Origin of the sequence: Hymenobacter nitidus (genome assembly GCF_020447315.1) — a bacterium.
Classification (GTDB): Bacteria; Bacteroidota; Bacteroidia; order Cytophagales; family Hymenobacteraceae; genus Hymenobacter; species Hymenobacter nitidus.
Map to the genome: position 1 here is coordinate 334,305 of NZ_JAJADQ010000004.1, position 26,851 is coordinate 361,155.

General features: G+C 62.1%; 27 protein-coding genes. 5 read left to right on the forward strand and 22 right to left on the reverse strand.

The genetic code is table 11. From position 1 onward, the window contains the following. Positions 1–61: 61 nt before the first annotated feature. Positions 62–1,732, forward strand: a complete 1,671-nt coding sequence (gene paaN, locus LGH70_RS09790; RefSeq protein WP_226185051.1) for a phenylacetic acid degradation protein PaaN — start codon at positions 62–64, stop codon at positions 1,730–1,732. A 75-nt stretch (positions 1,733–1,807) separates the two neighbouring features. Here paaN and LGH70_RS09795 read toward each other — a convergent pair whose 3' ends face one another. The 6 genes from LGH70_RS09795 to LGH70_RS09820 all read right to left on the reverse strand — a co-directional run bounded on the left by LGH70_RS09795 (position 1,808) and on the right by LGH70_RS09820 (position 6,047). After that, positions 1,808–2,071 (reverse strand): hypothetical protein, encoded by a 264-nt coding sequence (locus LGH70_RS09795; RefSeq protein WP_226185052.1) that lies wholly within the window; start codon positions 2,069–2,071, stop codon positions 1,808–1,810. Positions 2,072–2,222: 151 nt separating this feature from the next. Continuing rightward, positions 2,223–2,960 (reverse strand): LytR/AlgR family response regulator transcription factor, encoded by a 738-nt coding sequence (locus LGH70_RS09800; protein ID WP_226185053.1) that lies wholly within the window; start codon positions 2,958–2,960, stop codon positions 2,223–2,225. 39 nt (positions 2,961–2,999) lie between these two features. Continuing rightward, a complete protein-coding gene (locus tag LGH70_RS09805) occupies positions 3,000–4,094 on the reverse strand; it encodes a sensor histidine kinase (protein ID WP_226185054.1) in 1,095 nt (364 codons plus the stop codon). Between the two features lie 182 nt (positions 4,095–4,276). Next, a complete protein-coding gene (locus LGH70_RS09810; RefSeq protein ID WP_226185055.1) occupies positions 4,277–5,293 on the reverse strand; it encodes an alpha/beta fold hydrolase in 1,017 nt (338 codons plus the stop codon). A gap of 124 nt (positions 5,294–5,417) precedes the next feature. Beyond that, the gene (gene bamE / locus LGH70_RS09815) at positions 5,418–5,732 is read right to left on the reverse strand and encodes an outer membrane protein assembly factor BamE domain-containing protein (protein WP_226185056.1); all 315 of its coding nucleotides are present in this window, start codon (positions 5,730–5,732) and stop codon (positions 5,418–5,420) included. Positions 5,733–5,741: 9 nt separating this feature from the next. Continuing rightward, positions 5,742–6,047 carry a hypothetical protein gene (locus LGH70_RS09820; RefSeq protein WP_226185057.1) on the reverse strand — a complete coding sequence of 102 codons (306 nt, stop codon included), beginning with the start codon at positions 6,045–6,047 and terminating at the stop codon, positions 5,742–5,744. Positions 6,048–6,271: 224 nt separating this feature from the next. On the opposite strand from LGH70_RS09820, the gene LGH70_RS09825 reads away from it, so the two are divergent. After that, positions 6,272–6,691 (forward strand): energy transducer TonB, encoded by a 420-nt coding sequence (locus LGH70_RS09825; protein ID WP_226185058.1) that lies wholly within the window; start codon positions 6,272–6,274, stop codon positions 6,689–6,691. 200 nt (positions 6,692–6,891) lie between these two features. On the opposite strand, the gene LGH70_RS09830 is transcribed toward LGH70_RS09825, so the two are convergent. The 5 genes from LGH70_RS09830 to LGH70_RS09850 all read right to left on the reverse strand — a co-directional run bounded on the left by LGH70_RS09830 (position 6,892) and on the right by LGH70_RS09850 (position 11,320). Then, positions 6,892–7,446 carry a hypothetical protein gene (locus tag LGH70_RS09830; protein WP_226185059.1) on the reverse strand — a complete coding sequence of 185 codons (555 nt, stop codon included), beginning with the start codon at positions 7,444–7,446 and terminating at the stop codon, positions 6,892–6,894. 37 nt (positions 7,447–7,483) lie between these two features. Next, a complete protein-coding gene (locus LGH70_RS09835) occupies positions 7,484–8,236 on the reverse strand; it encodes a hypothetical protein (RefSeq protein ID WP_226185060.1) in 753 nt (250 codons plus the stop codon). A gap of 176 nt (positions 8,237–8,412) precedes the next feature. Next, positions 8,413–9,639, reverse strand: a complete 1,227-nt coding sequence (locus LGH70_RS09840; RefSeq protein ID WP_226185061.1) for a PQQ-dependent sugar dehydrogenase — start codon at positions 9,637–9,639, stop codon at positions 8,413–8,415. Positions 9,640–9,812: 173 nt separating this feature from the next. Continuing rightward, positions 9,813–10,589 (reverse strand): DUF2490 domain-containing protein, encoded by a 777-nt coding sequence (locus LGH70_RS09845; RefSeq protein ID WP_226185062.1) that lies wholly within the window; start codon positions 10,587–10,589, stop codon positions 9,813–9,815. Between the two features lie 59 nt (positions 10,590–10,648). Then, positions 10,649–11,320, reverse strand: coding sequence for a hypothetical protein (locus LGH70_RS09850; protein WP_226185063.1), 672 nt, complete (start codon positions 11,318–11,320; stop codon positions 10,649–10,651). 356 nt (positions 11,321–11,676) lie between these two features. Between LGH70_RS09850 and LGH70_RS09855 the strand changes: the two genes are divergently transcribed. Continuing rightward, positions 11,677–13,812, forward strand: coding sequence for a TonB-dependent receptor (locus tag LGH70_RS09855; protein WP_226185064.1), 2,136 nt, complete (start codon positions 11,677–11,679; stop codon positions 13,810–13,812). A gap of 235 nt (positions 13,813–14,047) precedes the next feature. Here LGH70_RS09855 and LGH70_RS09860 read toward each other — a convergent pair whose 3' ends face one another. From LGH70_RS09860 to LGH70_RS09875, 4 genes are all read right to left on the reverse strand, one after another. Continuing rightward, on the reverse strand, positions 14,048–15,205 hold the full coding sequence (locus LGH70_RS09860) for a Gfo/Idh/MocA family protein (protein ID WP_226185065.1): 1,158 nt from the start codon (positions 15,203–15,205) through the stop codon (positions 14,048–14,050). A 152-nt stretch (positions 15,206–15,357) separates the two neighbouring features. Next, the gene (locus LGH70_RS09865) at positions 15,358–16,176 is read right to left on the reverse strand and encodes a universal stress protein (RefSeq protein WP_226185066.1); all 819 of its coding nucleotides are present in this window, start codon (positions 16,174–16,176) and stop codon (positions 15,358–15,360) included. A gap of 206 nt (positions 16,177–16,382) precedes the next feature. Beyond that, the gene (locus LGH70_RS09870; protein WP_226185067.1) at positions 16,383–16,661 is read right to left on the reverse strand and encodes a hypothetical protein; all 279 of its coding nucleotides are present in this window, start codon (positions 16,659–16,661) and stop codon (positions 16,383–16,385) included. Positions 16,662–16,694: 33 nt separating this feature from the next. Next, on the reverse strand, positions 16,695–17,198 hold the full coding sequence (locus tag LGH70_RS09875) for a hypothetical protein (protein ID WP_226185068.1): 504 nt from the start codon (positions 17,196–17,198) through the stop codon (positions 16,695–16,697). A 188-nt stretch (positions 17,199–17,386) separates the two neighbouring features. Here LGH70_RS09875 and LGH70_RS09880 point away from each other — a divergent pair, with 188 nt between their 5' ends. After that, complete coding sequence (locus LGH70_RS09880; RefSeq protein WP_226185069.1) at positions 17,387–17,665, forward strand: GNAT family N-acetyltransferase; 279 nt, start codon at positions 17,387–17,389, stop codon at positions 17,663–17,665. A 104-nt stretch (positions 17,666–17,769) separates the two neighbouring features. On the opposite strand, the gene LGH70_RS09885 is transcribed toward LGH70_RS09880, so the two are convergent. Then, entirely contained in the window at positions 17,770–20,079 is a 2,310-nt protein-coding gene (locus LGH70_RS09885) for an endonuclease (protein ID WP_226185070.1), read from the reverse strand. A gap of 209 nt (positions 20,080–20,288) precedes the next feature. Beyond that, positions 20,289–20,975 (reverse strand): fasciclin domain-containing protein, encoded by a 687-nt coding sequence (locus LGH70_RS09890; RefSeq protein WP_262905295.1) that lies wholly within the window; start codon positions 20,973–20,975, stop codon positions 20,289–20,291. 427 nt (positions 20,976–21,402) lie between these two features. Between LGH70_RS09890 and LGH70_RS09895 the strand changes: the two genes are divergently transcribed. Beyond that, entirely contained in the window at positions 21,403–21,789 is a 387-nt protein-coding gene (locus LGH70_RS09895) for a hypothetical protein (protein WP_226185071.1), read from the forward strand. A 129-nt stretch (positions 21,790–21,918) separates the two neighbouring features. Here the strand turns inward: LGH70_RS09895 and LGH70_RS09900 are convergent, their stop codons facing one another. From LGH70_RS09900 to LGH70_RS09920, 5 genes are all read right to left on the reverse strand, one after another. Then, positions 21,919–22,311, reverse strand: coding sequence for an STAS/SEC14 domain-containing protein (locus LGH70_RS09900; protein ID WP_226185072.1), 393 nt, complete (start codon positions 22,309–22,311; stop codon positions 21,919–21,921). 167 nt (positions 22,312–22,478) lie between these two features. Continuing rightward, entirely contained in the window at positions 22,479–23,456 is a 978-nt protein-coding gene (locus LGH70_RS09905; RefSeq protein ID WP_226185073.1) for a T9SS type A sorting domain-containing protein, read from the reverse strand. Positions 23,457–23,621: 165 nt separating this feature from the next. Beyond that, positions 23,622–24,959: a sensor histidine kinase gene (locus LGH70_RS09910; protein ID WP_226185074.1), complete on the reverse strand. Its 1,338-nt coding sequence runs from the start codon at positions 24,957–24,959 to the stop codon at positions 23,622–23,624. A gap of 199 nt (positions 24,960–25,158) precedes the next feature. Beyond that, the gene (locus tag LGH70_RS09915; RefSeq protein ID WP_226185075.1) at positions 25,159–25,833 is read right to left on the reverse strand and encodes a response regulator transcription factor; all 675 of its coding nucleotides are present in this window, start codon (positions 25,831–25,833) and stop codon (positions 25,159–25,161) included. A gap of 21 nt (positions 25,834–25,854) precedes the next feature. Continuing rightward, complete coding sequence (locus LGH70_RS09920; protein ID WP_226185076.1) at positions 25,855–26,850, reverse strand: hypothetical protein; 996 nt, start codon at positions 26,848–26,850, stop codon at positions 25,855–25,857. Position 26,851 lies beyond the last annotated feature (1 nt).

Below are 26,851 nucleotides of genomic sequence, written 5' to 3' on the forward strand. Positions count from 1 at the left end.
TTTCGATTAACCTCGCCAATTTCCCCGCCAACTCCCGTTTTTGTCTCTTCTTTAAGTTGTTATGACGCTTCCCGCCCAACGCCATCAGGACACGATTGATACTGCCATCCGGGCCCTGCACGGCCGCACGTTTTTTGCCGCTTTCCCCGAAAACCCCTCGCCTGAAATCTACGGGGCTGATGCCGACCGGCTGGGGCGGGAAGCCTTTGAGCGCCAGCGCCACCAGCGCTTCAGTGAGCTGCTCCAGCCCGGCGCCGAGCATTGGGTGGGGCAGGAGGAGTCGCCCTACGAGCAGCAGCCGCTGGGCGTGCTCTACCCGTACTTCTCGCCCGAAACCCTGGTGCAGCGCGCCCAGGCCAGCTTTGACCAGTGGCGCAAGCTGAAGCCGGCCCAGCGCGCGGCCCTGCTCACCGAAGCGCTGGACGGCATCAAGGACCGGTTCTTTGAAATTGCCTACGCCACTATGCACACCACCGGGCAAGGGTTTATGATGGCGTTTCAGGCCAGCGGCCCCCACGCCGCTGACCGCGCCCTGGAGGCCATTGCCGCCGGCTACGAGGAGCAGACTCGCTTTCCGGAGGAAACCCGCTGGGAAAAGCCCATGGGCAAGTACAACCTGGCCCTGCTGAAAACCTGGCGGGCTGTGCCCAAGGGCGTTGGGCTGGTCATTGGCTGCTCTACTTTCCCGACCTGGAACTCGGTGCCGGGCCTGTTTGCCTCCCTCGTGACCGGCAACCCCGTGCTGGTGAAGCCCCACCCCAAAGCCGTGCTGCCCATTGCCATTGTGGTGGCCGAGGTGCAGAAAGTGCTGGCCGCCTACGACCTGGACCCCAACATCTGCCAGCTGGCCGTAGACGCTGCCGACCGGCTGATTGCCAAGGACCTGGCCGAAAGCCCCGCCGTAAAGCTGATCGACTACACCGGCGGGGCGCAGTTTGGCGAGTACCTGGAGAATCTGAAGGGCAAAACGGTGTTTACCGAGAAAACCGGCGTGAATTCCGTCATCCTCGATTCCTGCGACGACCTGGATAAGGTGGCGCAGAACCTCGCGTTTTCGGTGAGCCTGTATTCGGGCCAGATGTGCACCGCGCCCCAGAACTTCTTTATTCCGGCCCAGGGCGTGAAAGTCGGCGACGAGGTGGTGCCCTACGAGGAAGTGGTGCAAAAGCTGGCCGCCGCCGTGACGAGCCTGGCTTCCAACCCTAAGGCCGGGCCCCACGTGCTGGGCGCCATTCAGAGCCCCGATACCTACGCCCGCGTGCAGCAGCTGACCCTGGATGGGGGCCGCAGCATTCTGCCCTACGGCCCGGTGGCTCACCCCGTGTACGAGAATGCGCGCACCTGCTCGCCCAGCATTCATGAGGTGGAGGCTAGCCGCATCGAGCAGTTTAGCCAAGAGCTGTTCGGGCCCATCATGCTGGTTATCAAAACCCAGGATACGCAGGAAAGCATCCGGCTGGCGGCGCACCTGGCCCGCGAATACGGCGCCATCAGCTGCGGGGCTTATACTACCGATGAGCAGGTGAAAGAGCAGATTATGGACGAAATGAGCCTGGCGGGCACGCCCGTCAGCTTCAACCTGACCGGCGGCATCTACGTGAACCAGAATGCAGGCTTCTCGGACTTCCACGTAACCGGCGGCAACCCGGCCGGCAACGCCTCCTTCACCAATCCCGAGTTTGTCATCAAGCGCTTTACCTGGGTGGGCTTCCGGGAGCCGGCAGCTTTGTAAAGCTATTAAGTACCCACTAAAAAAGCCCCGCATGCGCTAAGCAGACGTGGCTTTTTCGGTTGAGGCCAGACAGAATTACTTGCCGGGCTTGTTGTCGAACTTGTAGTCTTTTGGGGCCGGTACCGTCCCCGATTTGTACGGGTTGCGGGCGTTCAGATCGACGCCGAAACCGGGGCTGCGCCGCTTCTTAAACCTCGACTTATCGTTGTTGCGACGGGAGGCTTCGCTGTAGGAGGTTTTGTATTTCTTCGGATTACCACCTTGTCTTACGGTGTCCTGGGAACAGGAAACGGTGGTAATGAGTAGGCCCAGGGCAAGTATGTTTAGTAGTTTTTTCATGGCAAAGGCAACTGAGAACAGCCCGTTCGGCGAAGCTGGATTATTGCCTTGTTGTATACTAATAATCAGAAAGAAAAGATGCAGCACACCCGGGTGAAGTTGGCCGCCGGCCCGAACTAACCGGCTGCCTGCCTGAACAGTAACCTCCTTCCTACAAGCTGAGTAGCTCGCGGAACAGCACCGACTGCTTGCGCGAAACTTCCACTTCCGGGCCTTCGCGCAGCTTTATTTTGAGCGTGTTGCTAAACCAGGGCTCGATGCTGTCAATCCATTTCAGGTTGATGATCTGCTGGCGGTTAGCCCGGAAAAAAACTTTGGGGTCGAGGCGGGCCTCCAGGTGCTGCAAGGTGCGCGGAATCAGGGGGCGGTGCTGCTCGAAGTAAATCTGGGTGTAGCTGCCGTTGATTTCAAACAGCTTGATGTCGGAGAGGCGCACAAACCAGCACCGCTCCCCGTCCTTGACGAACACCTGGTCCTGCATCGTGAGCGGGGCCGGGGCGGGTTCATCGGGCAGGGCGGCAGTGGCCAGAGCCGGCGCCAGGCGCTGGGCGCGGGCTTTTTCGAGAGAGGCCGCCAGCCGCGCTTCGCTGATGGGCTTGAGCAGATAGTCGAGGGCGTTGACTTCGAAAGCCCGCAGGGCATACTCGTCGTAGGCCGTGGTGAAAATGACGTGCGGGGCCGCCTCCAACGATTCGAGCAGCTCGAAGCCGGTTTCGCCGGGCATGTGAATGTCCAGAAACAACAGCTCGGGCCGCAGCTCGGCAATCCGGGTGCGGGCCTCGGCCGCGTGCCGGGCTTCGCCCACGATGGTTACTTCGGGAAACGCCTGCAGCAGGTGGCGCAGCTCGGTGCGGGCCAGGCGGGAATCGTCAACCAACAGGGCATTCATGGAAAGGGGTAGGATCAGGGGGATAAAAGAAAGAAAAACTCAGGCGGAAAGCGCAGCAGCAGTGGCTGGCACGGCCTGGGGCAGGCGCCCGGCGGGCAGGCGCAGCTCGGCTACCACTGTTTCGGCCGCATCGTCGGCGTTGGCCAGGCGGAGACTGGCAGCGGAGCCAAACAGCAGCTGCAGCCGCTCCCGGGCATTGCGCACGCCCACGCCCTCGTGCCCGGGCCGGGGCGCGTAGCGGCCGGTGTTGCGTACCGTCACGTGCAGCTGCGCCCCGTCGAGGCGGGCCAGCAGCTCGATCTGGCCGCCTTCGGGGCGGGGCGCAATGCCGTGCTTGATGGCGTTTTCGACCAGCAGCTGCAGCGTCATGGGCGGAATCAGCACGTTCAGGGTGTCGGGGGCTACTTCCAGGCGGTAGTGCAGGCGCTCTTCCAGCTGCATGGCTTCCAGGGCCAGGTAGTGCTCCACGATTTCCACCTCCCGGGCCAGGGCTACTTTCTCGGTGCTGTTGAGCTGGATGGAGTAGCGCAGCAAGTCGGAGAGATGGGTAATCATGTCGCGGGCCCGGGCCGGGTTTTCCGTCACCAGCGCCCGGATGTTGTTGAGCCCGTTGAACATAAAGTGCGGATTGATCTGGGCCTTGAGCATGCGCATCTCGGCTTCCTGCACGGCGGCGGCCAGCTTCCACTTGTCCACTTCGGCCTGCTTGTAGCTGTCGAGGTAGTGCAGGCCAAAGTAGAGCACCGACCAGAGCCAGAACACGAAGTTGCCGTAGAAAGTATAGAGCAGCAGCATGGTCCAGCTAAAATCCGCGGGCTTGAACATGTGCAGCCCAAACATCATAATACCCGAAATCACGAGCTGCGTGACCAGGGACAGCAGGAAGTTGACGACCAGCAGGCGGGGCACCACGGCCAGCACCGGCAGCCGTAGCCACCCGCCCCGCCGGATGATGGCCCGCAGCAGGTGAGAGGTGCCGATATTCAGAGCTACAATACAGACCTGCGCCAGCATATACTGCGGGGTCAGGTTGCCCATTACCTTGTAAATGGTGATACCCAGCAGGGCATATAAGCCCCAGCAGATAATCTGTAGGGTCCAGTACAGGCGCGGGCGGGAAGTAATAGTGGCCATAAGGCAAGCAATATAGCGCCGTTTGAGTGGGTGAGAACAAGAAAGCAGGGAGGAATCGAACGTCGTGCTGAGCTTGGCGAAGCCTCTCTCCCGCAGCGGTAATTCATTTACCGTGGCAGTAGAGATGCTTCGCCAAGCTCAGCATGACGATTTGCTTTGGGTTTTTACAGCGGGCAAATAGCCTACTTCTTCGCCACCGTATTCTGCTTCAAAAAGGCGTCGGTCTGGGCGAAGAACCACTGCGTATCGTCGTACATCAGGAAGTGGCGGCCGGCTTCCGACATTTCGATGCGGTGCTGGGGCAGCTTGGCAAACTGCTGGGCAAAGATGGCGCGGGTGCTTTCCTTGGTAGCGCCGTACTGCTGGTAAGCCGCCCAGGCCCCCAGCACCAGCGTGGGCTGCTGAATGCGGGCCAGATCCTGGCGCAGGTCGGTGGTCATCATATCGTACATGGCCTGGGCCACGGTGGCCGGGTCGGAAGCCTGGCCCCAGCGCGCCAGCTGCGTTACGCGGGCCGTATCGGTTACCAGGCTGCTTACCATCTGCCGCTGGGCGGGCATCGGCATTTTGCCCTGGCGCATTTGCTGGCGCATACCATCAGCCATGGGCTTGGCGGTTTCGGCCGTCAGGCTCGGGTTTTGAATGGCCGACATGAAGGGCAGCGAATCGACGATAACCAGCGGGCCCACGGCTTCGGGCTGGGTGGTGCTCAGCCAGAGGCCCATAAAGCCACCCAGGCTGTGGCCCACCACGACGGGCTTGTTGAGCTTCTGGGCTTTGATGTAGGTCAGCAGCTGGTCGCGCACGCCCAGCAGGAAGTCGTGGGTAGAAGCCGCGGCTGGCTGCCCGCCGAAGCCGGCCAACGACACGATGTGGCACTGGTACTGCTTCTGGTAGCGGGCCACGGTTTCGTCCCACACGGCGCCGGGGCAGGTCAGGCCCGGAATCAGCAGCATGGGCCGGCCTTTGCCCACGACCTTCACCGTGAAGCTGGGGTGGGCCGCGGCGTTATCGGCGGCGGAGGCGAGGCTGGCCGCGGGGCCGGCGGCGGCCTGCGTAGCGGCGAGGGGAGCAGCGGTTAGCAGCAGGGCGGCGAGGATGGGGCGGAGGGTAGCGGCGAAGTTCATTGGAGTAGCGGTTAGGTTGGTGGTGAATGATGGCTCAAACCTAGCGTCGCGCCGGCCCGCTGGAAACAACATTTGGGCGAACGGTAAATCGGGCTGCTGACCTGCTTTAAATCCGGCTGAATGGCACTGCCCAAAATGCACGCGGCCCCGACTCCAGTGCTGGAGTCGGGGCCGCGTGGCCGGGCCGGAAACCGGGCTAGTTGCCCGTGGGCCGCTCCGAGCCCGAGGCTTCGGGCGCGCAGGTAGCCGAGGTTACCTTGCCGCTGGCGTCGAACTGAATGCGGATGGGCTGGGTGTCAGTGGCGCTGCCAAAGAGGTAGGACCACGTCTTGCCGCTGCCTTCGGCGGCGTCTTCGCCCGTGGGGGCGCCCATGATGCCGCGCACCTGCTGCTCGCTCATCCCAATTTCCACCTTGACGCAGTTTTCGGCGTTCTGAAAGCTTTCCTGGGCGGTGCAGGCCGGCAGCAGCAGAGTAGCGGCCAGGGCCAGCAGCGGAACAAATAATTTCATGGGGTGGGGTTAAATGATGTTGCGCAGGTCTTCGCGCAGCGTGTCGATGCCGCGCCGAATTTCGTCCCAGGTGCTGGTGGGGCGGTCGGGGGCGGGGCGGCCGGCGGGGCCGACCAGCTCGGCCAGCTTGGCGCGCTTCACCTCCAGAGCCGCAATGTGCTCGTGGTAGGTGTTTTCGGAGTTGGCGGCCGTGGCGTGGGCGCGGTTGCGCAGGGTTTTAATCTTGGCATCGAGTTCATCCAGAGCCTGGTGCAGCTCGGCTTCGCTCAGGTGCTGGGGCACGCGCATTTTGTCGGGGTGAGGAGTACTGGACATGGTGGTGAAAGCTAGGTGGAAGCGCGAAAAAGACTCCGGGCGGTTGGTTGAAATAATGTACTGCTTTTTCGCGGCAAAGGATACTGCCAATGTTACCAACACAACGGCAACACAAGCATAACGGTAGCATTACGGCCCTGTTTAGGCCAGCGCATAGCTTTGTGCCACTGTTCGATACGCGCCCCGTCATGCCCCGACTGCTCCTCGCTCTTGCCTGTTTATTGTTGATTGCGGTACCCGCGGCTGCCCAAAGCCACCTAACGGCCGCCCTCACCGACAGCGGCTCCAGCGCCGGCACGGCCAGTTCGGCTAGCCCGGTGGTGCCGGTTATCTACCATACGGCCGAGGAAATGCCCACTTTCCCCGGGGGCGAAACGGCCTTTACCAAATTTCTGCGGGCCAAAATCAACTACCCGGCCGCCGCGCTCAGCCACGGCGCCTCCGGCAAGGTCCACGTCAGCTTCGTGGTCGATGAGCAGGGCCACATTCTCGACGCCAAAGTGGTGAAGGGCCTGGGCTACGGCCTCGACGAGGAAGCCCTGCGCCTGGTGCGCATCATGCCCTGGTGGAACCCCGGCAAGGTTGGTGGCCAGCCGGTGAAAGTGGCCTACACGCTGCCCATCGTGTTTCGGGCGCTGGAATAGGAGGTGAAATTGTGAAATGGTGTTATTGCCAAGCGCAGCCGAGGCAATCCGTCCTCTGAAATGTGCTGAGTGGCCTTTTACCAGAAAAATCCTCTTCCACAAGTCGCAGGAAAGGGCTTTACACATTGTTATAAACTGCGGTGGGATAGGTGAGCAATGTCCTTCGCAAAGTTCAGGATGACAGTGTAAACAACCAGTAGCTACACCCCAAACGACTTGGGCACGCCCAGCTCCCGGGCCAGCGGCGCCGCCCCCGACTGCCACAGCCGACTCAACACTTCCTCAATGGTGCTGCTCAGCTCCACATGGTAGTCAGCGTGGAGCTTTTCGGTTTGGCGCAGGGCGTCGTGGGTGCGCTTGGCCAGGTGCTGCAGCAAGGGCTGGGTGGGGCCGTGCAGCCGGTTTACCAACTGGGGCTGGTGCTCAAATACCCGATTCAGCAGCCGCAGGGTTAGCTCGACTTCTCCAAAGGCATCCTCCGTAATCTTGGCGTGGTAGCCGATGCGGGCCTGCAGCTGCCGCACAATGACCAGCAAATCGTTGGGCGTCTGGTGGTAGCCGCGCACCGGGTCGTCGATTTGGGTGCGAAGCTGGGCGCGACGGTCTTCCAGCGCATCGGGGCCTTCGAGCAGGCGGTAGGCCAGCTGCTCAGTTAGGACCGAATCCTGGGCCACGAGGCGGGCCAGGAGCTGGTCTTTTTCCTTTTGGGGTAAGCTGAAGAGGGCTTTGCGCAGGTCGGGGGAAAGGGCGGGCATGCAGTACGGCTATGTTAGACTAAGAAACACGCAAAAGCTACGCCGTGTGCCACCGCCGCGCCATTTTCCAGCTGCTTACGGCTATAATTCCCAGCAGGAACAGGATTGGAGGTTGCCAGGAGGAGGAAAAGGCTTCCTGCCAGGTTAGCTGCCAGCGGGTGAGCCAGTTTTGCATTTGAGCCTCGAAGGAAGCGGCTGGCTTTCTATCAATTACGTCATAATAATCAGTGCCGCACTCAAGCATTATACCGTTTGATGGCGGCTTGTACGCATCGGTGAAGGCATAAAATGTGGCCGGCTCATGATGAAGATCAAGCATCTGCCTCTCGATAGCACTTGCCAAATCCAGCACTCGAATCAGACCAGCATAAGTAGCTTGTTCGCCAAAGCGTATTCGTACGCCCTGGGCGTGTAAGGTATCAGCCTGCATGGCCCGAAGAGCCTGTTGTGCTTCTCGCGCAATAGCCGCATCCTGCTCGGATATACCGGTGAAGGCGAAGTCCTGCCAGGGGCGGTAATAAGCTAGCTGGGAGTATCGGTGCAGGTATTCGTTGGTAGTAGGAGTAAATCCATTAAGCTTTGCAAACTTCTCACCTTCCTCATATTGTGGAAGAATATAGTCGGATACCGGCTTGGGCGGCACAGTGAGCTGCAAAACATACCGCGGTTTTAACTGCCGGTACCAAGGCCGGAGTACTTGGCACCCCAGCAACAGCAGAAACCCCAGCGCCAGCAGGCCGGGCGGAAACAGTAGGGGCCGGCGGTGGCGGCGAGCAGGGTAGAGCAACATGGCTAGGCGGAGAGTTAGGCCAACAAGTAACGTCCAAAAGCGTGCTGATATTAGGTAAAAAGCACGTCATGTCGACCAACGGGAGACATCTCGCGTGCAGTAGTAACTGGATTACCATAGCACGCGAGATGTCTCCCGCTGGTCGACATGACGGTTCCCTAGCAGTTGATGCCAGCTTAGCCTTTCTTCGCTTTGGCCTTCTCCGCGGGCTTGCCGCCGGCATAGGCCACCCGGTAAATCACCCCGTTGGAGTCATCCGTAATCAGCAAAGAGCCGTCGGTGTGCTGGGCAATGCCGCAGACGCGCCCGAACTGCTCCTTGTTGTTGTTTACCAGCCAGCCGGTCACGAAGTCCTCGATGCCGGTAGCCTTGCCCTGGGCGTCGTACTTCACGCGCACGATGCGGTAGCCCGAGGGCTGGGCACGGTTCCAGGAGCCGTGCATGGTCACGAAGGCGTCGTTCTGGTACTCTTTCGGAAACTGCTGGCCCTCGTTGAACACCATGCCCAGCGGAGCGGCGTGGGCGGCGTAGAGCTGCACGGGCTTCACGCTTTTGGCCGCGTACTGCTCGGGCGTCATGTCGGCGGGCTGGGGGTGGGGCGGGATTTTGCCGTCGGCGTACACGTAGGGCCAGCCGTAGTCGGCGCCTTCCTTGATTTCGTTCAGCTCCTCGCGCTGGTCTTCGTCACCGAGCCAGTCGATGCCGTGGTCGAAGCCCCAGAGGGCCTTGGTGCTGGGGTGCCAGCCGAAGCCGATGGTGTTGCGCAGGCCCTTGGCAAACACGCGCCGGCCCGAGCCGTCGGTATTCACGACCAGTAGCGTGGCCTGTTCCTTGTTGCGCTCGTCGCAGGCGTTGCAGGTGCTGCCCACCGAGAGGTAGAGCTTGCCGTCGGGGGCGAAGTTCAGGGTGCGGTTGGGGTGCTGGCCGGCGTCGGGCAGGTCTTTATAGAGGGTTTTCAGCTCGCCCAGCGTGCCGTCGGCCTTGATGTCGGCCACGAACAGCTCCCGGATGGCGCTGATGTATAGCTTCCCATCTTTCAGAGCCAGGCCGTGCAGATCGGGGCGCTTGGCTACTTCCTTCATCACGTCCGACTTACCGTCCTTGTTCGTGTCGCGCAAGACCATTACGGTGCCTTTCGTGCGGTCCGAGACGTACACGTCGCCGTTGGGGGCCACGGCCAGCATGCGCGGGTTGCCGGTTTTCTCGGCGAATTTGGTGACCGTGAAACCGGCCGGGGCCTTGAGCTGGGCAATGTAGGCGTCGGTAGCCTCGACTTTGCCGGGCTTGAATACGTTGACCGCGAAGCCGTCTTTTACGGTCTTCTCATAATCGTTCTGGGCCTGGGCCGAGGCCACGGAAAGCAGAGCCGCTACCGTAAGGCAGCCGGGAAGCAGGATTTTCATACCAGGATAGTTGAAAGAATACAGCTCTGCTTTACCGCCGGCAGCGGGTTAGGGTTACAGAACGTCAGTAGCGCGGCAGTAGCGCGAACTGTGTAGTTCGCGTGGCCCACGCCATTAGGTCGTTCTGGCACGCGAACTACACAGTTCGCGCTACTGCTCTTCCTATTGCCGCGCTACTTGGCCAGCGTCAGGTCGTAGGAGATGCCCAGCCGGAAGCCGTGGTTGAACTCGAATACCGGCCGGCCCGAAACCGGCTCGTCTTCCGCGTGCTGGGTTATCTGATTAAGGTAGAGCAGCTCCAGGCGGAAGTTGTCCTGCACCTGGTAGCCCAAGCCGCCGGCAATACGGTTCTGATTGAAGACCTTGCTCACGTTGCGCCCAAAGCTCAGAAATACCTCGTCGAAGCCCGTCAGGTACCACTCGCGGGCATTCAGGCGCGGGCCTCGTAGCGGCAGCACGGCCGAGAGCTGGTAGCGGATGCGGTTCTGGTATTGCCAGCTTTGCACGGCCCGGCCCTGGCCCTCGGCCAGCTGCCCCTGCCAGCGCTGCTCCAGCCGCAGGCGGTGCGCCAGCGTCGTGCGGCCCAGCGTGTCGCTCAGCTGCACGTCCTGGTAGCTGCGGTGCTCGGGAAACGGCACGCCGGTGTCGGCGGTGGGGTAGTCGCCGTAGGGCCGGGTAATCAGATTGGTGTAGCCGGTCGCCACGCTCAGGCGGGGCAGCAGCTGGTAGGCCGCCCCCAGGCGAGCCAGCTGCTGCTGGGGCTTCGTCAGAAACTCGGTGCGCCGCCACTGGTATTCGGTGTGCAGCGTCCAGCGCTTGCCCAGCGTATGGTCGCCCTCATACACAAACCAGCCGATGCTGTTGCGGTCCGCAATGCGGTTGGCCTGCCCGCAAGCCGTGAATGAGCCGAGAAAAAGCAGAAATGCCGCGCCGCGCCGAAGTAAAACCATACCCGCTAGACGACGGGAGGGCGGCGCGGGTTGAGTTGATGCCAGCCGGCCTGCCGTTTTCAGGCCCGCCGCCACTGCCGGAACAGCCGCCCGCCGGAAACCAGACTCAGCAGGAGCAGCAAGTACAGGGAGTTGCGCCAAGAAGGGTGGAGCAGCGGCGCCCAGGTGCCGGGGGCAAACAGCGCCGACCAGAAGGCAAGAAACTGCTGCAGGAAAGTCGGAGCCGGAGTTACGGGAGGCATATAATCAATGAGAACTATCCCGGCACAGTCCATCATTCTTCCTGAATCCGGCAGCATGCCGCGCGGCTTCGAAGTGAAGGTGTAAAGTGTGGTGGGTTCCTGGCGCATATCCAGCCAGTACTTTTTTATGCCTACTACATTAAAGAAGTCAACAGACTGCACCAGTCTTGCATAGGTAGCCTGCTCCGTGAAACGGATTCGTAACCCACGGTCGTGTTCAGGGGTATCGTGCAGCTTTCGAGCAATAGCCTGGACTTGGGACAAGCTGAAATAGTCCAGCCAGGTATTGCCCGTGAAGGTGACGGTGTGCCAGGGGCGAAATGCCTCTAAGTCAACCGGAGCCATATATGGCTCGGGCATTAGTTCGGCATATTCTTCATCCGGCACGGGTGGGGGCACGGTAATCTGCAGAATATGGTAGGTCTTCAGCCGCCCCGCCTGCTGCCCCAGCACCCCGCAGCCAAGCAACAGCAGAAACGCCAGTGCCAACAGGCCCGGCGGAAACAGCAAGTGGCGACGGTGGCGGCGAAGCGCGTGCATAGCAAATCTGGAGGGTAGAATAACGGAACGGTAATCAGGCTGAGCTCAAGATAGGCAGCCCGGCTTAATCTTCGGCTCTAAGCATCCTTGCCCAGTCGCTCGGCTGGGCCGCGTGACGCCTATTGAGGGGCTGTGCCCCAAGTGTTCCGCGCCGTTAGGCCGTTCTGCTGGCGCGCCGGGATTCGCCGCGCAGCTGCTCAACCGTAGCCGTCACCCGGCATAGCCGAGCGACTGTTACGAAGTACCCGCCCGTAAACATCCCGCCCGCTTTGCCGTTTGCAAAGGCTCTGACCTGCCAAGCGCGTATGCCCGTTCGATATTCATTGCTGTTTCCCCTGAGCCTGCTGGTCCTGCCGGCCCGGGCCCAAACCCCCGCCACTCCCGATACCACCCGCGCCGTGAAGCTGCCCGAAGCCACCGTCATCGGCTACGGCACCAACCTGCCGCTGCGGCGCACGGCGGCCGGCGTGAGCGTGCTCGATGCCAGCGGCATCGAGCGGTTCAACCAATCGTCGTTGGCCGCGGCCGTCAACACCCTGCCGGGCGTGCGGCTGGAGGAGCGGGCCACGGCCAGCTACCGCATCAGCGTGCGGGGCAGCACGCTCCGCTCGCCGTTTGGGGTGCGCAACGTGAAGGTGTACTACCACGATATTCCCTTCACCGAAGCCAGCGGCAGCACGCCCTTCAACCTGCTCGACCCGGCCACCATCGGGCGCATCGAGGTGCTGAAGGGGCCCACGGCCAGCGTGTACGGGGCCGGCACCGGCGGGGCCCTTTTGCTGACCAACCGCCAGGCTGCCCCCGGCGAGTCGCGGGCCCAGGTGAGTGCCACGGCCGGCAGCTTCGGGCTACGCCGCTACTCGGCCGCCGCCGAAACCAGCACCGGCAACAGCAGCGTGCGGGCCCAGTACGTGCACCAGAGCGTGGACGGCTACCGCGAAAACAGCGCCGCCCTGCGCGACGTGCTGACCCTGGACGGCGAGTTCCGGCCTTCCGACAAGCGTACCGTGGCCGCCCACCTGCTCTACACCGACCTCAGCTACCAGCTGCCCGGCAGCCTCACCCGGGCCCAGTTCGAGCAGAACCCCCGGCAGGCCCGGCCAAACACGGTGAACAGTGCGGGCGTGGTCACCAGCGCCGGCACGGTGCAGCAGCAGGCCGCCTACGCCTCGCGCACCGCCTTGCTGGGACTTTCGCACGAGTACCGCTTCACGCCGGCTTTCAGCAACAAAACCACGCTGTACACCACCGGTACGACCATTCGCACGCCGTTTCTGGTCGACTATGAGCGCAACACGGCCGTCGGCTGGGGCGGCCGCTCGGTGTTTGGCTACCAGCGGGTGCTGGCCGGACGCCTGCTGCGCCTGAGCGGGGGCGGGGAGTGGCAAACCAGCTTCGAGAACTCGCGCAACTACGTGAACCGCGCCGGCAGCCCCGGCCCCCTGCGCTACGACGACGACATCCGGACGGCTACGGGCTTCGTGTTTGCCCAGGCCGAGCTGGAGTTGCCAGCCGGGCTGCTGGCCACGGTGGGCGCCAGCTACAACCGCCTCACCTACCGCATCACGCGTTTGCCAGGCGGCACCATCAACCCGGCTGGTTACGAGGCGCCGCGCCGCTTCGAGCCCGAAGTTTCTCCCCGCGTTGCGCTGCTTAAGGAAATTACACCCCTGATTTCGGCCTATGCCAGCGTAAGTCAGGGCTTTTCGCCCCCCACGGAAGAGGAAATTCGCCCCTCCGACGGCAGCCTCAACCAGAATTTGCAGGCCGAGCGGGGCACCAGCTACGAGGTGGGCTTCCGCGGCAAAGCCCTGGGCCAACGCCTGCAGTTCGACGTGGCCGCCTTCGACTTCCGCCTGCGCCAGACCATCGTGACGCGCACCAACGAGCAGGGCGCCCAGCTGTTTGCCAACTCCGGCTCCACGCGCCAGCGCGGGGTAGAGGCGGCCGTCAGTGGCTGGCTCTGGCAACCGGCGACAACGGCCGAAGTGGCGCCTACTTCGGGGCTGACGACCACCGGCCTCCGGGCCTGGACCAGCTACGCCTACAACCACTTCCGCTTCCAGGACTACCAGCAGAACGCCGACAACTTCAGCGGCAACCGCCTCACCGGCACCGCTCCGCACACGCTCAGCGCTGGCCTCGACTTTTCCGAGCCGCTGGGCTTCTACCTTAGCCCCACACTCAGCCACCAGGCGCGCCTGCCCCTCAACGACGCCAACACCGTCTACGCCCCCGGCTACTGGGCCTTTGCCGCCCGCGGCGGCTGGCGCCAGACGCTGCTCACCCACCTGGAATTAGACGTGTACGCCGGCCTCGAAAATGCCACCGACCGGCGCTACGGCCTCGGCAACGACCTGAATGCCTTCGGCAACCGCTACTACCAGCCCGCCCCCGGCCGCAATTTCTACGCGGGCACTACCGTGGGGTGGAAGTGGTGAGAGGTGATTTAGCGACTCAGTGACTTAGCGAGTTTCTCGTCCGTCACCCTTTCATCTGACATACGCCCCGCGAAGGACACCCTTACCTGAATGAAAACCGCTATTTAACGCGAAAAGCCCTTTACCACCAGCGTGGTAAAGGGCTTTCTATATGTGAGGAACTTCAGTGGGTCAGATAGAAGGTGACAGGCGTTATTGAACTGCCAGCCGAACGACAACTCACTAAGTCGCTAAATCACACCTTCACGGCTTTGCCCTTTTTGGCGGCTTCGTAGATGGCCATGATGTAGCGCACGTCCTTCAGGCCTTCCTCGCCGGGCGTTTTGGGCGTTTTGTTGTCGCGGGCGCACTCGGCCATGTGGTCCAGCTCAGCGGCAAACTGGTTACCCTCCTTGAGCTTGGGCTCTTCCTTACCCTTGTCGTCCCCGATTTTCATGTTGTGCTCGTAATAGTCCGACAGCGGGTCGAGGTCGAGCCAGGCTTTGTCGCCGAACACCCGGCCCCGCTTTACTTCCGAGTAGCTGTAGGAGCTGGTGCAGGAGGCCAGCACGCCGCTGGGGAAGCGCAGCGTGAAATGGATATTGTCTTCCACCTCTTTGAAGCGCGGGTCCGATTTGTCGCTGTATTCCTGGGCCGTTACTTCTACCGGCTCTTCGCCCGTGAGGTAGCGGCAGGCATTCAGGGCGTAGATGCCAATGTCCATCAGGGAGCCGCCGCCGGCCAGCTTTTTCACCACCCGCCACGAGTCGGCTTTTTCCTCGGTGGGCTTCACCGGGCGGCCGTGGTCGGAGGTGATGGCCCGCAGCTTGCCCAACTCGCCCTTGCGGATGCGCTCCATGGCGTCCAGGTTGAAGGGCTCGTAGTGGGCCCGGTAGGCAATCATGAGCTTTTTGCCGGCCTTATTGCAGGCCGCAATCATCTTCTCACAGTCTTCCACCGACGTGGCCATAGGCTTCTCGCAGAGTACGTGCTTGCCCGCCTGCGCCGCCCGGATGGTGTACTCGGCGTGCATGGAGTTGGGTAAAATGATGTAGACAATGTCGACCTCGGGGTTGTCCTTGATGGAGTTGAAGTTCTCGTAGCTGTACACGCTTTTCTCGGCCACGCCGTACTCCTGGGCCAGCTTCTTGGCCTTGTCGGGTGAGCCGCTGACCAAAGCCGTGATGCGGGCGTGCTTACAGTCTTTGAAGCTGGGCATAATCTGCTGGGTGGCAAACTTGCCCAGGCCCACGATGGCAAAGCCGAGCTTGCCGGAATCCGCTGGTTTCATAGGTTCAGGTTGGGGTTGGGAAAACGCCGGCACAGGCCCGGCCACGGCGGCGGCGGCCGCGCCCAGGCTGAGCTGCCGCAGAAAGCGGCGGCGCGAATCGGGAATAGAATTGCTGACGGACACGGCCCGGGATAGTTGGTATAGATAGGGTCAACGGCCGGGAGGGGTGTAGCGTTACGCGCCGCGGCCCAGGCAGCACCTGCTGACTCGTATTTGCCGGGGCGGACCAAGGTTGTTTGACCCCGTCCGCGGCCTGGTGCCGGCGCCGCGCCGGGCTAGTTGGCTGTGGGCAAAGCCAGCACGGGCAGGCGGGTGTGCCGAATAACCTGGGCCGTAACGCTACGGTGAAACAAGCGCCCCAACACGCTGTGGCGGCGGGCAATGACCACCACCAGTTCGGCGTTGGCCGCCCGGGCACCCTGGGCAATACCCTGGGCAACGTCCAGGCTGCGGACACCCCGGCTGCGCACCGTGTCTTCTATGCCGGCCAGCAGCCCGGCGGCCCGCACGCTTTCCACGGCAGCCGAGCAGGAGTCAGTATCCTCGGGCTCGGCTACGTGCACCACGGTAAGCTGGGCCTGCAAGGCCAGCAATACTTCCTGCACTGCTTTGGCCGGCGCAGCCAGCTGAAACGGGTTGTTGTCGGCGGCCAGCGTCAGGCAGCGTGGCGCCACCGGCTTGGTGCCCGCGGGCACTACCAGCAGCGGATACTGCGACTCGCGCAGCAGGTCCAGCGAGGTAGTCGTCACCAGCTCATCGGGCAGTTCGTCCACATCGGGCTTGCCCAGCACCAGCAGGGCCGGCCGATGCTGCTCCACCACTTCGAGAATAGCGGCCGTGGAGCGCCCCGACGCAACGGCCGGAACGACTGGTACCGTCAGGCCCCGCATCCGCTCATCCAGGGCCACTGCTATTTCGCCTTCGGTGCGCTGGGGCAGCTTGCCGGTAAAGGACTCGGGGTCAAAAATAGAGTTTCGGTTTACGTGCAGCAGCACCAGCGGCGTTTTCAACTGGGCCGCCAGCGCGGCGGCATACTGCAGGGCGGCATCGGCGGCGGGCGTAAAGTCGGTCAGCACGAGCAAAGGAGCAGGCATACGGGCGGAGGTGTTTAGTAAGGAATGACGTGCTAGTATACTACAATGGGCTTAGAAGGATGTAGCCCCAGCCCCAAACCGGGCGGCGCGGTGCGCGGCAAGCCCCCGGCCCCGGCCGCCGCTACACGTAAAAAGCCGCTTCACCCGGAGGCAAAGCGGCTTTTACACAAGTCAAAGTGGGCCGCTGGCGCGGACCAGCCGGGCCGTTAGCGGTTGTTGTCGTTATCGTAGTTGTTGTTCGACTCGATAATGATGTTGTCCCGCGCGTCGCCAGTGGCGGCCAGGTCGCCGGTAGCGCCGGGCACGGTCGTGTCGTCCGGAATGCCCGTGGTTTCCTGCTCCAGCCGGGCCGACGTATCCAAGGTGCCTTCCTCGTCGCGCTTGTAGTTGTACAGCTCGTCGTGGTGCTTTTGCTGCTCGGCGCTCATCTTGGCGCCGTCCGTTTGCGGCTCGTTCGAAGCGGCCGGTTTCTTGTTCTTATCCATAATGGGGGAAGTAAAGCAGTGAAAGCCGGCGGGCTAGTTTAGGGCGCTGTCGTTAGGGTCTTCGGGGCCGGTGCTGCGGTTGGCAGGCTCGTCCGTGGCCCAGTTGCGGGTGCCGCTGCCGTAGCGCGGGTCGTCGAGCTTGTTGGCTTCCCGGCGCACATCATCGTCGTCGTTCTGGCTGGCTACGGCCGTAGCGGTAGCCCGGTTCTGGGGGGCCGCGCCGCGCTGGTCGGGCTCCGTGATATTGGGAGCGGCTACGCCGCCGGGGTTGTTGCCGGCCGGGTGCGAATACACGTCATTAGCCGCCGCCGGAGCCGCATTCTGGCCGCCGCCAAACTCCCCGTAAGCCGGCGTGTTGGTGCCGAAGGTGTTGGGCTTGGGCTGGCTTTGAGCGTCGGTACCGTTTTCGGCGGTGTCGCCGGCGCGGGCCGCGCCCTCCCGGTGGTTTTCCGGCGTCTGGTTGTGCTGTTTGTCTTTGCGGAATTCGCTGAATTCGTCCGGATTATCGTTGCTGCCGTCGTTGGGGTGATTTTGCATGGCGAAAGAAGAGTAAGGGTGGAGTAGCCGGGTGGCCCGGCGCTGTCGGTATGTACGCAGCTCTGCCTGATTTGGCTACGCTCGTCCGTAAAATCCGGGTGCGCAGTCCTTACCCCCGGTGCCCGGCCTGCGTAAGAAGCCCAGCCCCGTGCTTTTTTCAATTTGTCCTACTTGCCTTATTACCCCTGATGAAACCCACAATCACGCACAACGAAGAAGAACAAACCTTTTATGCCTCCCTCGATGGCTACGAAGGCGAGCTGGCCTACAGCCGCCCCACCGACGACGTAGTGGATTTTACCCACACGTTTGTCGATGAAAATCTGCGCGGGAAGGGCGTGGGTGAGGCCCTGGCCACCACCGCCCTGGACTTTGCCCGCAGCCAGCAGTTGCGCATCCGCACTTCCTGTGCCTATATGCAGGCTTACGTGGAGCGCCACACCCAGTACCAGGACCTGCGAGAATAGGCGGGCGGCCCAACGCCCGTGGTTACCATAAAAAAAGCCCTGATTCCACGCGTAGAATCAGGGCTTTCTGGTTTTCAGGCGCCAGGGCCTGAGTACAGCAGTTACTAGGGCTGTACTACAGCGCGGCTCGTGTAGAAGGCCTCACCGGTAGCCACCCGAACTGTGTAGAGGCCGGCGGGCAGCGAGTGCACATCCAGCGTCGCCTCGGCCGCGGTGCCGCCCAGCGTGTGCTTCTGCGTCAGGACCTGCTGGCCCAGGGCATTGTAGAGGCTGATGGTAGCCTGGGTGCGCGTCGCCAGCTCGGGCAGGCGCACGTGCAGCAGGTGGGTGGTAGGCGTGGGGTACACTTCCAGCTTGTTGGTAATTACCGCCGCCTTGGTGCCCAGCGTCAGGCAGTTGGAGGTGTGGCTGCCGATGTTGGTGTACACATCAGTGCCCAGGGCCTGCCAGGTGGCCGCGCCGGTTGCCCAACGCGTCGAGCCCCCGGTAACGGCGGCGCGGCGCACCAGCGTATTGTCGGTGGTGGTGCCGCCGCCCGGAATTACCCAGCCGGTGGTAGCGGGCCGCTGCCCGATTACCCCGATGACGTCCAGCGTATCGGTGCCGTCGAAGAGGGCAATAGCGTCGTCGCCGTTAAAGAACGTGACGTTCGAGGTCAGGTCGGCCAGGGCCAGTACGGCGGGGGCCGAGCCGGCGTTGGCAATAACGTACACGTCGCCGGGAGCAATGCTGCCCGTCAGGTTCTGAATGGTGGGGTTAGCCGTGGCACCGTTGGCATACAGGGCCACGCGCTTACCGGTCAGGTCAACACCAAAGGGCGAGGGGTTGAAGATTTCCAGCACTTTAGTGTTGCCGGTAGCCGCCTCCACGTATTCCGAGAAATACAGGCGGGTGCAGGGGCCCGCCGTGGGCGCCTGGTCGTCGTTGGTGATGGTGAACGTGTGCGTGGCGGGAGTTCCGGCAACAGCACCGCCGGTGAGCGTACCCAGGCGCAGCACCACGGTTTCACTGGCCTCGGGCGTCAGGTCGCCAACCACGGTGATGGTGATGGGCTGGGTCTGGTTGGTCTGGCCCGCGGCAAACGTCACGGACGTGGTGTTCAGGGTGTAATCAGCGGCAACGGCCGTCGAAGCGGCATCCACCGTGATGGGAACCGTAACAGCCGACGTCGGGGCAGTGCCGGTCAGGGTCACGTTCAGCGTGTAGGTCTGCGAGCCGGTGTTGCCTTCCGTCAGCGCGCCGGTGGCGGCGCTGAAGGCTACCGTCGGGGCCTGGCCGTCGTCGTTGGTAATAACCAGAGAGTGGGAGAACGAGCTGCCGGTAGAGCTGCCGGTGCTGGGGTTGGTCAGCGTGAGCAGCAGGGTTTCGTTGGCTTCGGGCTTGGTGTCGCCGTTCACCGTTACCGTTACCGTCTTGGAGGTTTCGCCGGCGGCGAAAGTCAGGGTCTGGGTGGCGAAGGTGTAGTCTTCCGTGGCCGTGGCTGTGGATGCGGCGTCTACGGCTACCTGCACCGTTAGGGTAGAGGTCGGGGCCGGCGTTACGGTTACCGTCGTGGTGTAGGCGGTAGTGCCGCTGTTGCCTTCCAGAATGGTGCCCGAAGGCGTCGAGAAGCCAAAGATGGGCTGCACCGTGAGGTTGTAGGCCCGGGCTACCAGCTCGGGGTAGGCAATGAAGGGGTTGAAGTTGCCCTGGCTTTTGGCCGTGCGGCGGTTCCGCTCCCGCTCGCGGGCGTCTACCGGGTCGGCCAGGTGCCAGCGGTACAGGGTCTGCAGGTCGGCCAGGCCGGTAATAACGTCTTTACCCGCGTCGAAGGCCTGGCCCTCGTGCATGGTATAGAAGTAGAAAGCGCAGCGGGCCACGTTGCCCTTGTGGTCTTCGCGGGGCTCGAAGGCGGTGTTGGTGTCCTCGCTCCACTCGTCGATGTTGGTGGTCGGGATGGTCGATTGGCCTACCGTGCCGCGCATCCAGATCTGGGTCTGGTTGTCGGCAATGTCGGCAAACATGTCGCTGCCGCGGTTCGAGTTCCACTGGGTGTAGGTCGGGAACAGGTGGTGAATGTCGGACTTCATCCGGCTCACCTCGTTAAACCACGACTGCGGAATGGTATGCTCGCAGTTGATCAGCCCCACGTTGCTGGTGTTGGTTGCCGTCGAGTCGATGGTTTTGGGCACCGAGTAGCCCGAGTACACGCAGGTCAGCTGGCCGTTGAAGACGTCGATGTAGTTGTACATCTTGCCGCGGGCCACGTCGTAGCCCAGGTCCACGCGTTTGCCATCGTACCAGTTGGTGCGCAGCCAGTCTTTTAGTTGCTGGCCCTGCAAGTTAGCAGGCGGTGCCGCGGGCATCACCTGGGCCGTAGCGGCCATGCTCAAACTCATAGCAGCGGCCAAAGCCCATGCGAAGAGGTGTTTCATATGCTGGAAAAAGAACGGAATGAATGATGCCTCTAATATCCGAAAATCATTTGGTAGCTGCGGGCAGCGGGAACGGTTAAGAAGGGGTTTGGGCCATAAAAAATGCCCGCAGGACGACCTGCGGGCATTTTCCGGGAGTATTATTTTTCTGCTCATCCGGTGGCTTCTGCCCCGCGGCCCAGCAGGCTTAAATGCTAGGTGGCGGGGGGTTACTTGGCGGGCGCCAGCACCGCGTCGACAACGTGGGTTACGCCATTGCTGGACATAATATTCGGAATCAGGACGAGGGCCAGGCTGCCTTTGGCGTCGCGCAGCAGCACCGCGTCGTCTTTTCGCACCACGGTCAGCGTTTCGCCGGTCAGCGTTGTCAGCGCTTGTCCGTCCAGCAGGTCGGCGGCACTGAGGCGGCCCGGCACCACATGATACGTTAAGAGGGCGCGCAGCTTCTGCTTGTTTTCGGGTATCATCAGCGTCGTGACGGCCCCGGCGGGCAGCTTGTCGAAAGCGGCATTGGTGGGGGCAAACACGGTGTAGGGTCCGGCCCCCTTCAGCGTTTCCACTAGGCCCGCCGCCGCCAGGGCCGACACCAGGGTGGTGTGGTCGGTGGAGTTTACCGCGTTGTTCACGATGTCCTTGTCCGGGGTCATCAGGGTGCCGCCCACCAGCACGCCGGCGCCGGGCGGCGGGCCGGTGGGCGTAGGCTTGACTTTAACCTTTTGCTTGCCGACGTTGCGGACCTTGTCTTTCTGCTTCACCTTGCCGTCGTCGGCCACCTTGGACTTAGTGGTGCGGCCGGCTTGCCTGGTTTTTGTTTTCTGCGCGTCGGTCTTGGTTTTGGGAGCCTGCTGCGCCGTGGCGGGACCACTGCCCATAGCGCTGAGAAGCCCAATCAACATCAGTAAGAGAATAAATTGCTTGGTCATGCGGCAGCAACTGGTGAGGAGAATATGCCCGCTATACGAACGCCGATCAACAATAGATTGCGCCCCGAAAAGCCCGGATTACCGGGCGGCGCGGGCCTAGCCCCAACGGCCGCCCCCCGGCAGGCTATAGTGGCGTTACACCCGTGAAAATGGGCTAAAACTTCGGGTAGTATACCGGTAAATTAGCATTTATCAATGTCACAATTCGTAAGCTAAGAAAGAAAATTTCAGCGCATATTATGTGAAAAAGCAGTGTAATGGCTGCTTGCCAGGTAATTGCGGAGGTAGGTGGCGACGTCACAATTGCTGGGAAATTTTCCTTTCTATCCACCCAGAAGTCGGCAATCTTGGATGCGTTCAACAGCCCTCTCTCCCAGAAGTGCTTTAACTGACCTCGACCATGAAAGATACCTATCTGCACACGCTCGGCTTCGTTCCCCTGGTACCAAGCTACTCCTTATATCACTCCGCGCGCAGCGGGCAGGGCGCCTACATTCCCCCGACGGATGTGCGCTACCAGCACCTATACACCGCCCAGGACGGCGCCACGCTGTTCGTGTATTCCTGGCTGTACGAGGCCGGCTATATGCTCACGACGCGTGAAAACATTGCCTCCATGTCCGACATCGTAGCCGAGCTTGATTCGGACGACCCGGTTTTGCTGAACCAACATATCGAAGCGTTTTTCGTGCTTCACGGCGGCGTGGCTTCCCCCATGCTGCAAGCCGAAGCCGGGCAGCCCGATAACCGGCTGCACCTGCGCCCTGCCCGCGAGCAGGCCGCGTAGCCGGGCGGCCGCCTATTCTGAGCTATACCCCGCAAACAAACACCCTCCATCCTGTTCCTTTCGAAGAAAAGGGCCCACACTGCGAAGTGAGGGCCCTTTTTGATATTATATACTGCTGGCTTCAGCCGGTCAGGAGCAGGTGCGCAGCCATTCGTAGGCCGTAGCCACATCGTCGAAGGTGACGACCATGGGCCGCGTCACAAAGAGCATGGCTTTGTCCATCGACTTGCGGGCCCGCCAGTGGGGCGGATACACCCAGGCCACGAACCGCACGCCCCGGCAGGCCAGCTGCTCGTAGTAGTGGCCCCCTACCCAGGCTGCGCCCTTGTCCCAGTCGGAAGTAACCTGGCTGTTGTCGTTGAGCATCTTCGCGCAGGGGTGGTCCTGCAGGCAGCGCAGTACCAGGTCGCCCCCCGTTACCGCCGACACTTCGTTGTGCTGGCCTTTCCATTCCACGTACAGCCAGTGGTTTAGCGGGTCGTAGGCGATGGAAAGGGGAAGCGTATCATACAGGATTTCCATCCGGAGGCGAACTGAGGCGAGGCGTTAATATACGGAAACACCCTACGTAAAAAGAAGGGCTCCGGCCTCAGGAGGCTACGAAAAGAAAGCCGGCTTGTGAGGCCGGCTCTGCGCAAGGTACTGGGCCCGCCGGCTGCCGGGCAGCAGCGGGTGTTGAGCAAGCTGGTTTACTCCCGCACCACACGCCGGCTGATGGTACCGGCCGCGGTGGTGGCGCGCAAAATATAAACGCCGGGGGCCAGATGGCTCAGGTCGGCGTTGCAGGTGCCCGCCACCAAAGGCAGGGTGCTGGACTGAACTTTCTCGCCCAAAGTAGTAAATACGGCCAGCTCGGTCGGGGAAGAGCTGCCCGTAACGGCTACCGTGAAGCTGCCCGTGTTGGGGTTGGGAAATACGTTTAGCACCACGCCCGCCGCTGCCGGGCGAGCCGAGGAGGCTGGAGTGGTTTTTACCTGCTTGGTCAGCGCGGGGCCGTTGGCCGGGGCTACCGTTACGGCCACCGGGGCCGAAGCCGCCACGCAGCTACCCGGATTAATAACCAGCACGGTGTAGGAGCCGCTGGCGGTAGCTGTGTACTTGTTGGCCGTGGCGCCACTGATAGCCTGGCCGTTGTTGAAAAACTGATAGGTGGCGCCGGGTGTGCCGCCGCTGGCTATAAGCTGCACCGCGCCCCCGGGCGCAAAAGTCGTGGGGCCGCTGGCCGCAAGGGTGGGGGCGGGCAGGGCGTGCAGCTCAAGGCTAGTGCTGGCCGAAGTGGCATCGGCCAGCTGGTTGATAATGGTGTAGGTGCCGGGCTGGCTCTGGGCCAGATCAATAGCGCCCGTGAGGGGATTGAGGCGCAGGCCGGCGGGGCTGGCCGAGAAAGTACCGGCCGCGGCGCCCACCGCTACCGTGGGCACGAGCATACCCGCCGTGCCGGCGCAGCGGCTGCCGTCGTAGTACGTAAACCGGGCGCGGGCAGCCTGGCCGCGGCCCAGGTCGGCTACGGCCGGGAAGGAGCCGTTTTCCGAATCGGGGCTTTGGGCGCGGCTGGCGCGGGCCATCAGCAGCAGGCTCAGAAGCAGGAAAAAACGTCCCCACAATGACCAGATAACGGGAGTATCGGACTGCGGAGCCGAAGAAGAGTTGGGTGACAGGACGGACATGGCGCAGGTGTTAGGGTAGGCAGGATGGCAACTCAATGACAGTGTCGTCCTGCAACAGTACTGCGCCAACATGATGTGAATATGATAAGCCCCTACTTTTTGCTTACCCCGCGCACACGCCCTTTCTACCCTGTTTATTGCTTTACGGTGCCTGCAAACGGGCTTTTACTGCCCGCCCTCCACCGCCGGAAATGTGAGCAGAAAAGAGGTGCCCAGCCCTTCGATGGAGTTTACCTCGATGCTGATGCCGTGCAGATCGGCAATGGTGCGGACGATGGAGAGGCCCAGGCCGTAGCTGTCGGGGTCGGTGCTGGCGCCTTTGTCGAAACGGTGAAACAGGCGCGGCAGCTGCTCCTTGCTGATGCCCCGCCCCGTGTCCCGGATTTCGAGCACATAGCCACCGGCGGCGGTAGAAGCGGGGCGGCCCAGCAGGAAAATCTGGCCTCCTTCGCGGTTATACTTAATGGCATTGCTCACCAGGTTAAACAGCAGCGTAAACAGCAGGCCCCGGTTGCTGTTGGGTACCACAAAATCCGGCTCTACTTCCTGGGTCAGCGTCAGGCCTAGCACCGACAGTCGGTCCTGCACTTCCTCGCTCACCTCGGCTACGAGCTGATATAACGACACCGATTCGGTGCGGCTGAACTGGTCGTTTTCAATCTTGGAAATCATCAGCAGCGACTTGATGATGGTGCGCAGCCGGTGCACCGTGCGCTGCGACTCCACCACGCGCAGCAGGTTTTCGTCCGAGAGGCTCTCGTCGCTGAGCATGTTGTCGAAGCGGTACTGCAGGGCCGCCAGGGGCGTGAGCAGCTCGTGGGAGGCGTCGGCAATAAACTTACGCTCCTTGGAGAAAGAGGCCTGAATGGTGGTCATCATTTCCCGCAGACTTTCGTCGAGGTAGCGGAAGTCGTCGGTGTCGGTGGCAATGGGCGCGAAGTTGAAAGCGGCCGGGTGGTGGGCATTTTTCAGGCGCTGCCGGATGATGGTGTAGAACGGCTCGAGCAGGTAGCGGAAAAAAACCAGGTCGGCGGCCGTCGTCAGGGCCACAGCTACCAGCAGCATGTAGAGGGCGTAGGTGCGAAAGTTGCGCTCCGTCTCGTCGATGCTGCCCGTGCTGCGCCCGATTTCGAGCAGGTAGTATTTCGGGCCCTGGGCAAAGGAGTAGCTCAGCACCCGGTATTCCACAATCTCATCTTCCACGGCCCGCTTCGAGTCCTCAATCACGTCGATGCGCGGGCCGGGCGGAATTTCCTCCAGCGAAATAAACTCCTCCTTGAGCAAGTTGTAGCTGCCGTACGACGACTGGTCGCCCTCGATAAAGGTGGAAATGCCATTGCGACGAATCAAGCGCAGCACCTTCTCCTTTTTCTGGGCCAGCCGGCTGTCGGTCGATACCAGGGCCAGCCGGCTCATTACCGGCGGCAGCACGCCCACGAGCAGCAGCAGAATGGCCACCCGCGACAGGGCATTGAACAGGGAGAATTTAGTGCTGAGCTTCAAGTGTGTTGGTTTGAACCGTCATGTCGAGCACCGCGCGGCATCCCGTGTGCTGACGTTGGGTGTGAAAGGCAACAAGAAAAGAGCGTCATGCTGAGCGCAGTCGAAGCATCTCTCCCGCGGTAGTAGAATCATTTACTTTGGCGGGAGAGATGCTTCGACAAGTTCAGCAGGATGCCTTTATTAATAGTATAATCATATTTTACAGCCGCGCCCGGTAGCCTACGCCGCGCACGGTTTCCAGCCACTCTACGTCGGCCAGCGCGCCCAGCTTCTTGCGCAGGTTCTTGATGTGGGCGTCGATGTAGTTGGAGTCGAAGCCGGCTTCGGGTAGGTTGCCCCAGATGTGCTCGGTGAGCTGCAGGCGCGTCATTACCCGGTTTTTGTGCAGCACCAAGTAGCTCAGCACGTCGAATTCCTTGACCGACAGGCTTACTTCCTGGCCCTGGTGCAGCAGGCGGCGGGCCTGCAGGTCCAGCTCAAAGCCGGCGCAGCCAATCAGGGGCTTGTTCAGCCCGAAGCGGCGGCGCGTAATGGCGTGCATGCGGGCCAGCAGCTCGGGCAGGGAGAAAGGCTTGGCCAGGTAGTCGTCGGCGCCCAGTTCCAGGCCACCAATCCGGTCTTCGACCGCGCCGCGGGCCGTGAGGATAATGACGGCGGCCGTCAGCTCATTCTGCTTGGCCTCGGCCAGCACGTCCAGCCCGTCGCCGTCGGGCAGGCCCAGGTCCAGCAGCACGAAGTCGAAGGGCGTATCGGCCAGCTGGGCGCGGGCCTCGCGGGCGGTGCGGGCCACCGTGCAGGTGAAGTTTTGCTGGTGCAGAAAGATGCCTAGCTCACGGGCCAGGGTGCGCTCATCTTCCACGATAAGAACGGTCATGGGGCGGGGCGGAAAGCGGGGTTAGAGGTACAGGGCAAGGCTGGTGGTGAAGTAGGAGCGGGCGTGCGACACGTCGTCGGGCAGCAGATTGACCGGCACGGAGTAGCGCCAGGCCGCCTGCACCGACACCATACCCAGCGAGTAGGTCACGGGCACGCGCAGCTCGTAGTTGAGCACCCGAAAGCGCGTCACCGGCGTTTCAATAACCGTGGTAATGGTCGTCGGCTGCCCCGGACCCTGACCTGGCCCTTTACCCTTGCCTTTTCCGTTGTTGCCATTGCCGTTGTTGCCGCGCAGAATCTGCTGCTCGATGCTGGTTTCGACGAAATGCTGCGTGCCGGCCATCACGCTCACCCGGGGTTCGATAGACACGTAGCCCTTGGGCGTGAATACCTCGTTGATTTCGAAGTAGCGGGAGTTGTCGAGCACCAGGAAAAAGTCGTTGCTTTCCCCAAACAGGTAGGCCGCGTTCAGGCGCGAGTACAGGTAGCCCCAGTCCCAGCCCACGTAGGTGTCGAGGGAGTTATTGACGCTGGATTTTACCAGCGGGCTGTTTTCCGCAAAAAAGAAGTGGGAGTAGCTCAGCGAGGCATCCACGGTCTTCGACAAGTCGCCGTCCCAGCCTACCGACAGGTCGGTTTCATCCAGAAAGCTGGGCGTGTCGAACAGATTATAGGTGACGACCGAGCCCCACACGCCATACTTGCTGGTGTAGGTGGCTTCGCCGGCCGCGTAGGGAAAGCGCGTGGTTTGGGTGCGCCCGAAAAAGGAGGAGTTCGTGCCGTAGATTAGCTCGGCCCGGAAACTACCGTGGCGCGTGTCTTTGGGCGGCGGCGGGGGAGCTTTCTTTTGGGCTACTTTACCCTTCACCGGAGCCTTGCCTTTCACGGGTGCCGCGGTGGGGCGGGGCTTGGGTTTGCTGCTGCCCACATCCTGGGCGGCGGCCGTGCCGCCACCCAGCAGGCCGGCCAGCAGCAGCAGGCTCAGTACGCCGCGAAACCCAAGTGGAAAAGCCATA

Excerpts from the sequence above, each read along its gene's own strand:
- LGH70_RS09800 (WP_226185053.1), bottom strand. The coding sequence starts at position 2,960 with ATGAATGCCCTGTTGGTTGACGATTCCCGCCTGGCCCGCACCGAGCTG.
- LGH70_RS09855 (WP_226185064.1), top strand. The coding sequence starts at position 11,677 with ATGCCCGTTCGATATTCATTGCTGTTTCCCCTGAGCCTGCTGGTCCTG.
- LGH70_RS09875 (WP_226185068.1), bottom strand. The coding sequence starts at position 17,198 with ATGCAAAATCACCCCAACGACGGCAGCAACGATAATCCGGACGAATTC.
- LGH70_RS09900 (WP_226185072.1), bottom strand. The coding sequence starts at position 22,311 with ATGGAAATCCTGTATGATACGCTTCCCCTTTCCATCGCCTACGACCCG.
- LGH70_RS09885 (WP_226185070.1), bottom strand. The coding sequence starts at position 20,079 with ATGAAACACCTCTTCGCATGGGCTTTGGCCGCTGCTATGAGTTTGAGC.
- LGH70_RS09810 (WP_226185055.1), bottom strand. The coding sequence starts at position 5,293 with ATGTTGTTTCCAGCGGGCCGGCGCGACGCTAGGTTTGAGCCATCATTC.
- bamE (WP_226185056.1), bottom strand. The coding sequence starts at position 5,732 with ATGAAATTATTTGTTCCGCTGCTGGCCCTGGCCGCTACTCTGCTGCTG.
- LGH70_RS09920 (WP_226185076.1), bottom strand. The coding sequence starts at position 26,850 with ATGGCTTTTCCACTTGGGTTTCGCGGCGTACTGAGCCTGCTGCTGCTG.
- LGH70_RS09820 (WP_226185057.1), bottom strand. The coding sequence starts at position 6,047 with ATGTCCAGTACTCCTCACCCCGACAAAATGCGCGTGCCCCAGCACCTG.
- LGH70_RS09865 (WP_226185066.1), bottom strand. The coding sequence starts at position 16,176 with ATGCCTGCTCCTTTGCTCGTGCTGACCGACTTTACGCCCGCCGCCGAT.
- paaN (WP_226185051.1), top strand. The coding sequence starts at position 62 with ATGACGCTTCCCGCCCAACGCCATCAGGACACGATTGATACTGCCATC.
- LGH70_RS09835 (WP_226185060.1), bottom strand. The coding sequence starts at position 8,236 with ATGTTGCTCTACCCTGCTCGCCGCCACCGCCGGCCCCTACTGTTTCCG.
- LGH70_RS09895 (WP_226185071.1), top strand. The coding sequence starts at position 21,403 with ATGAAAGATACCTATCTGCACACGCTCGGCTTCGTTCCCCTGGTACCA.
- LGH70_RS09890 (WP_262905295.1), bottom strand. The coding sequence starts at position 20,975 with ATGTTGATTGGGCTTCTCAGCGCTATGGGCAGTGGTCCCGCCACGGCG.
- LGH70_RS09880 (WP_226185069.1), top strand. The coding sequence starts at position 17,387 with ATGAAACCCACAATCACGCACAACGAAGAAGAACAAACCTTTTATGCC.
- LGH70_RS09915 (WP_226185075.1), bottom strand. The coding sequence starts at position 25,833 with ATGACCGTTCTTATCGTGGAAGATGAGCGCACCCTGGCCCGTGAGCTA.
- LGH70_RS09830 (WP_226185059.1), bottom strand. The coding sequence starts at position 7,446 with ATGCCCGCCCTTTCCCCCGACCTGCGCAAAGCCCTCTTCAGCTTACCC.
- LGH70_RS09845 (WP_226185062.1), bottom strand. The coding sequence starts at position 10,589 with ATGGTTTTACTTCGGCGCGGCGCGGCATTTCTGCTTTTTCTCGGCTCA.
- LGH70_RS09795 (WP_226185052.1), bottom strand. The coding sequence starts at position 2,071 with ATGAAAAAACTACTAAACATACTTGCCCTGGGCCTACTCATTACCACC.
- LGH70_RS09840 (WP_226185061.1), bottom strand. The coding sequence starts at position 9,639 with ATGAAAATCCTGCTTCCCGGCTGCCTTACGGTAGCGGCTCTGCTTTCC.
- LGH70_RS09870 (WP_226185067.1), bottom strand. The coding sequence starts at position 16,661 with ATGGATAAGAACAAGAAACCGGCCGCTTCGAACGAGCCGCAAACGGAC.
- LGH70_RS09905 (WP_226185073.1), bottom strand. The coding sequence starts at position 23,456 with ATGTCCGTCCTGTCACCCAACTCTTCTTCGGCTCCGCAGTCCGATACT.
- LGH70_RS09805 (WP_226185054.1), bottom strand. The coding sequence starts at position 4,094 with ATGGCCACTATTACTTCCCGCCCGCGCCTGTACTGGACCCTACAGATT.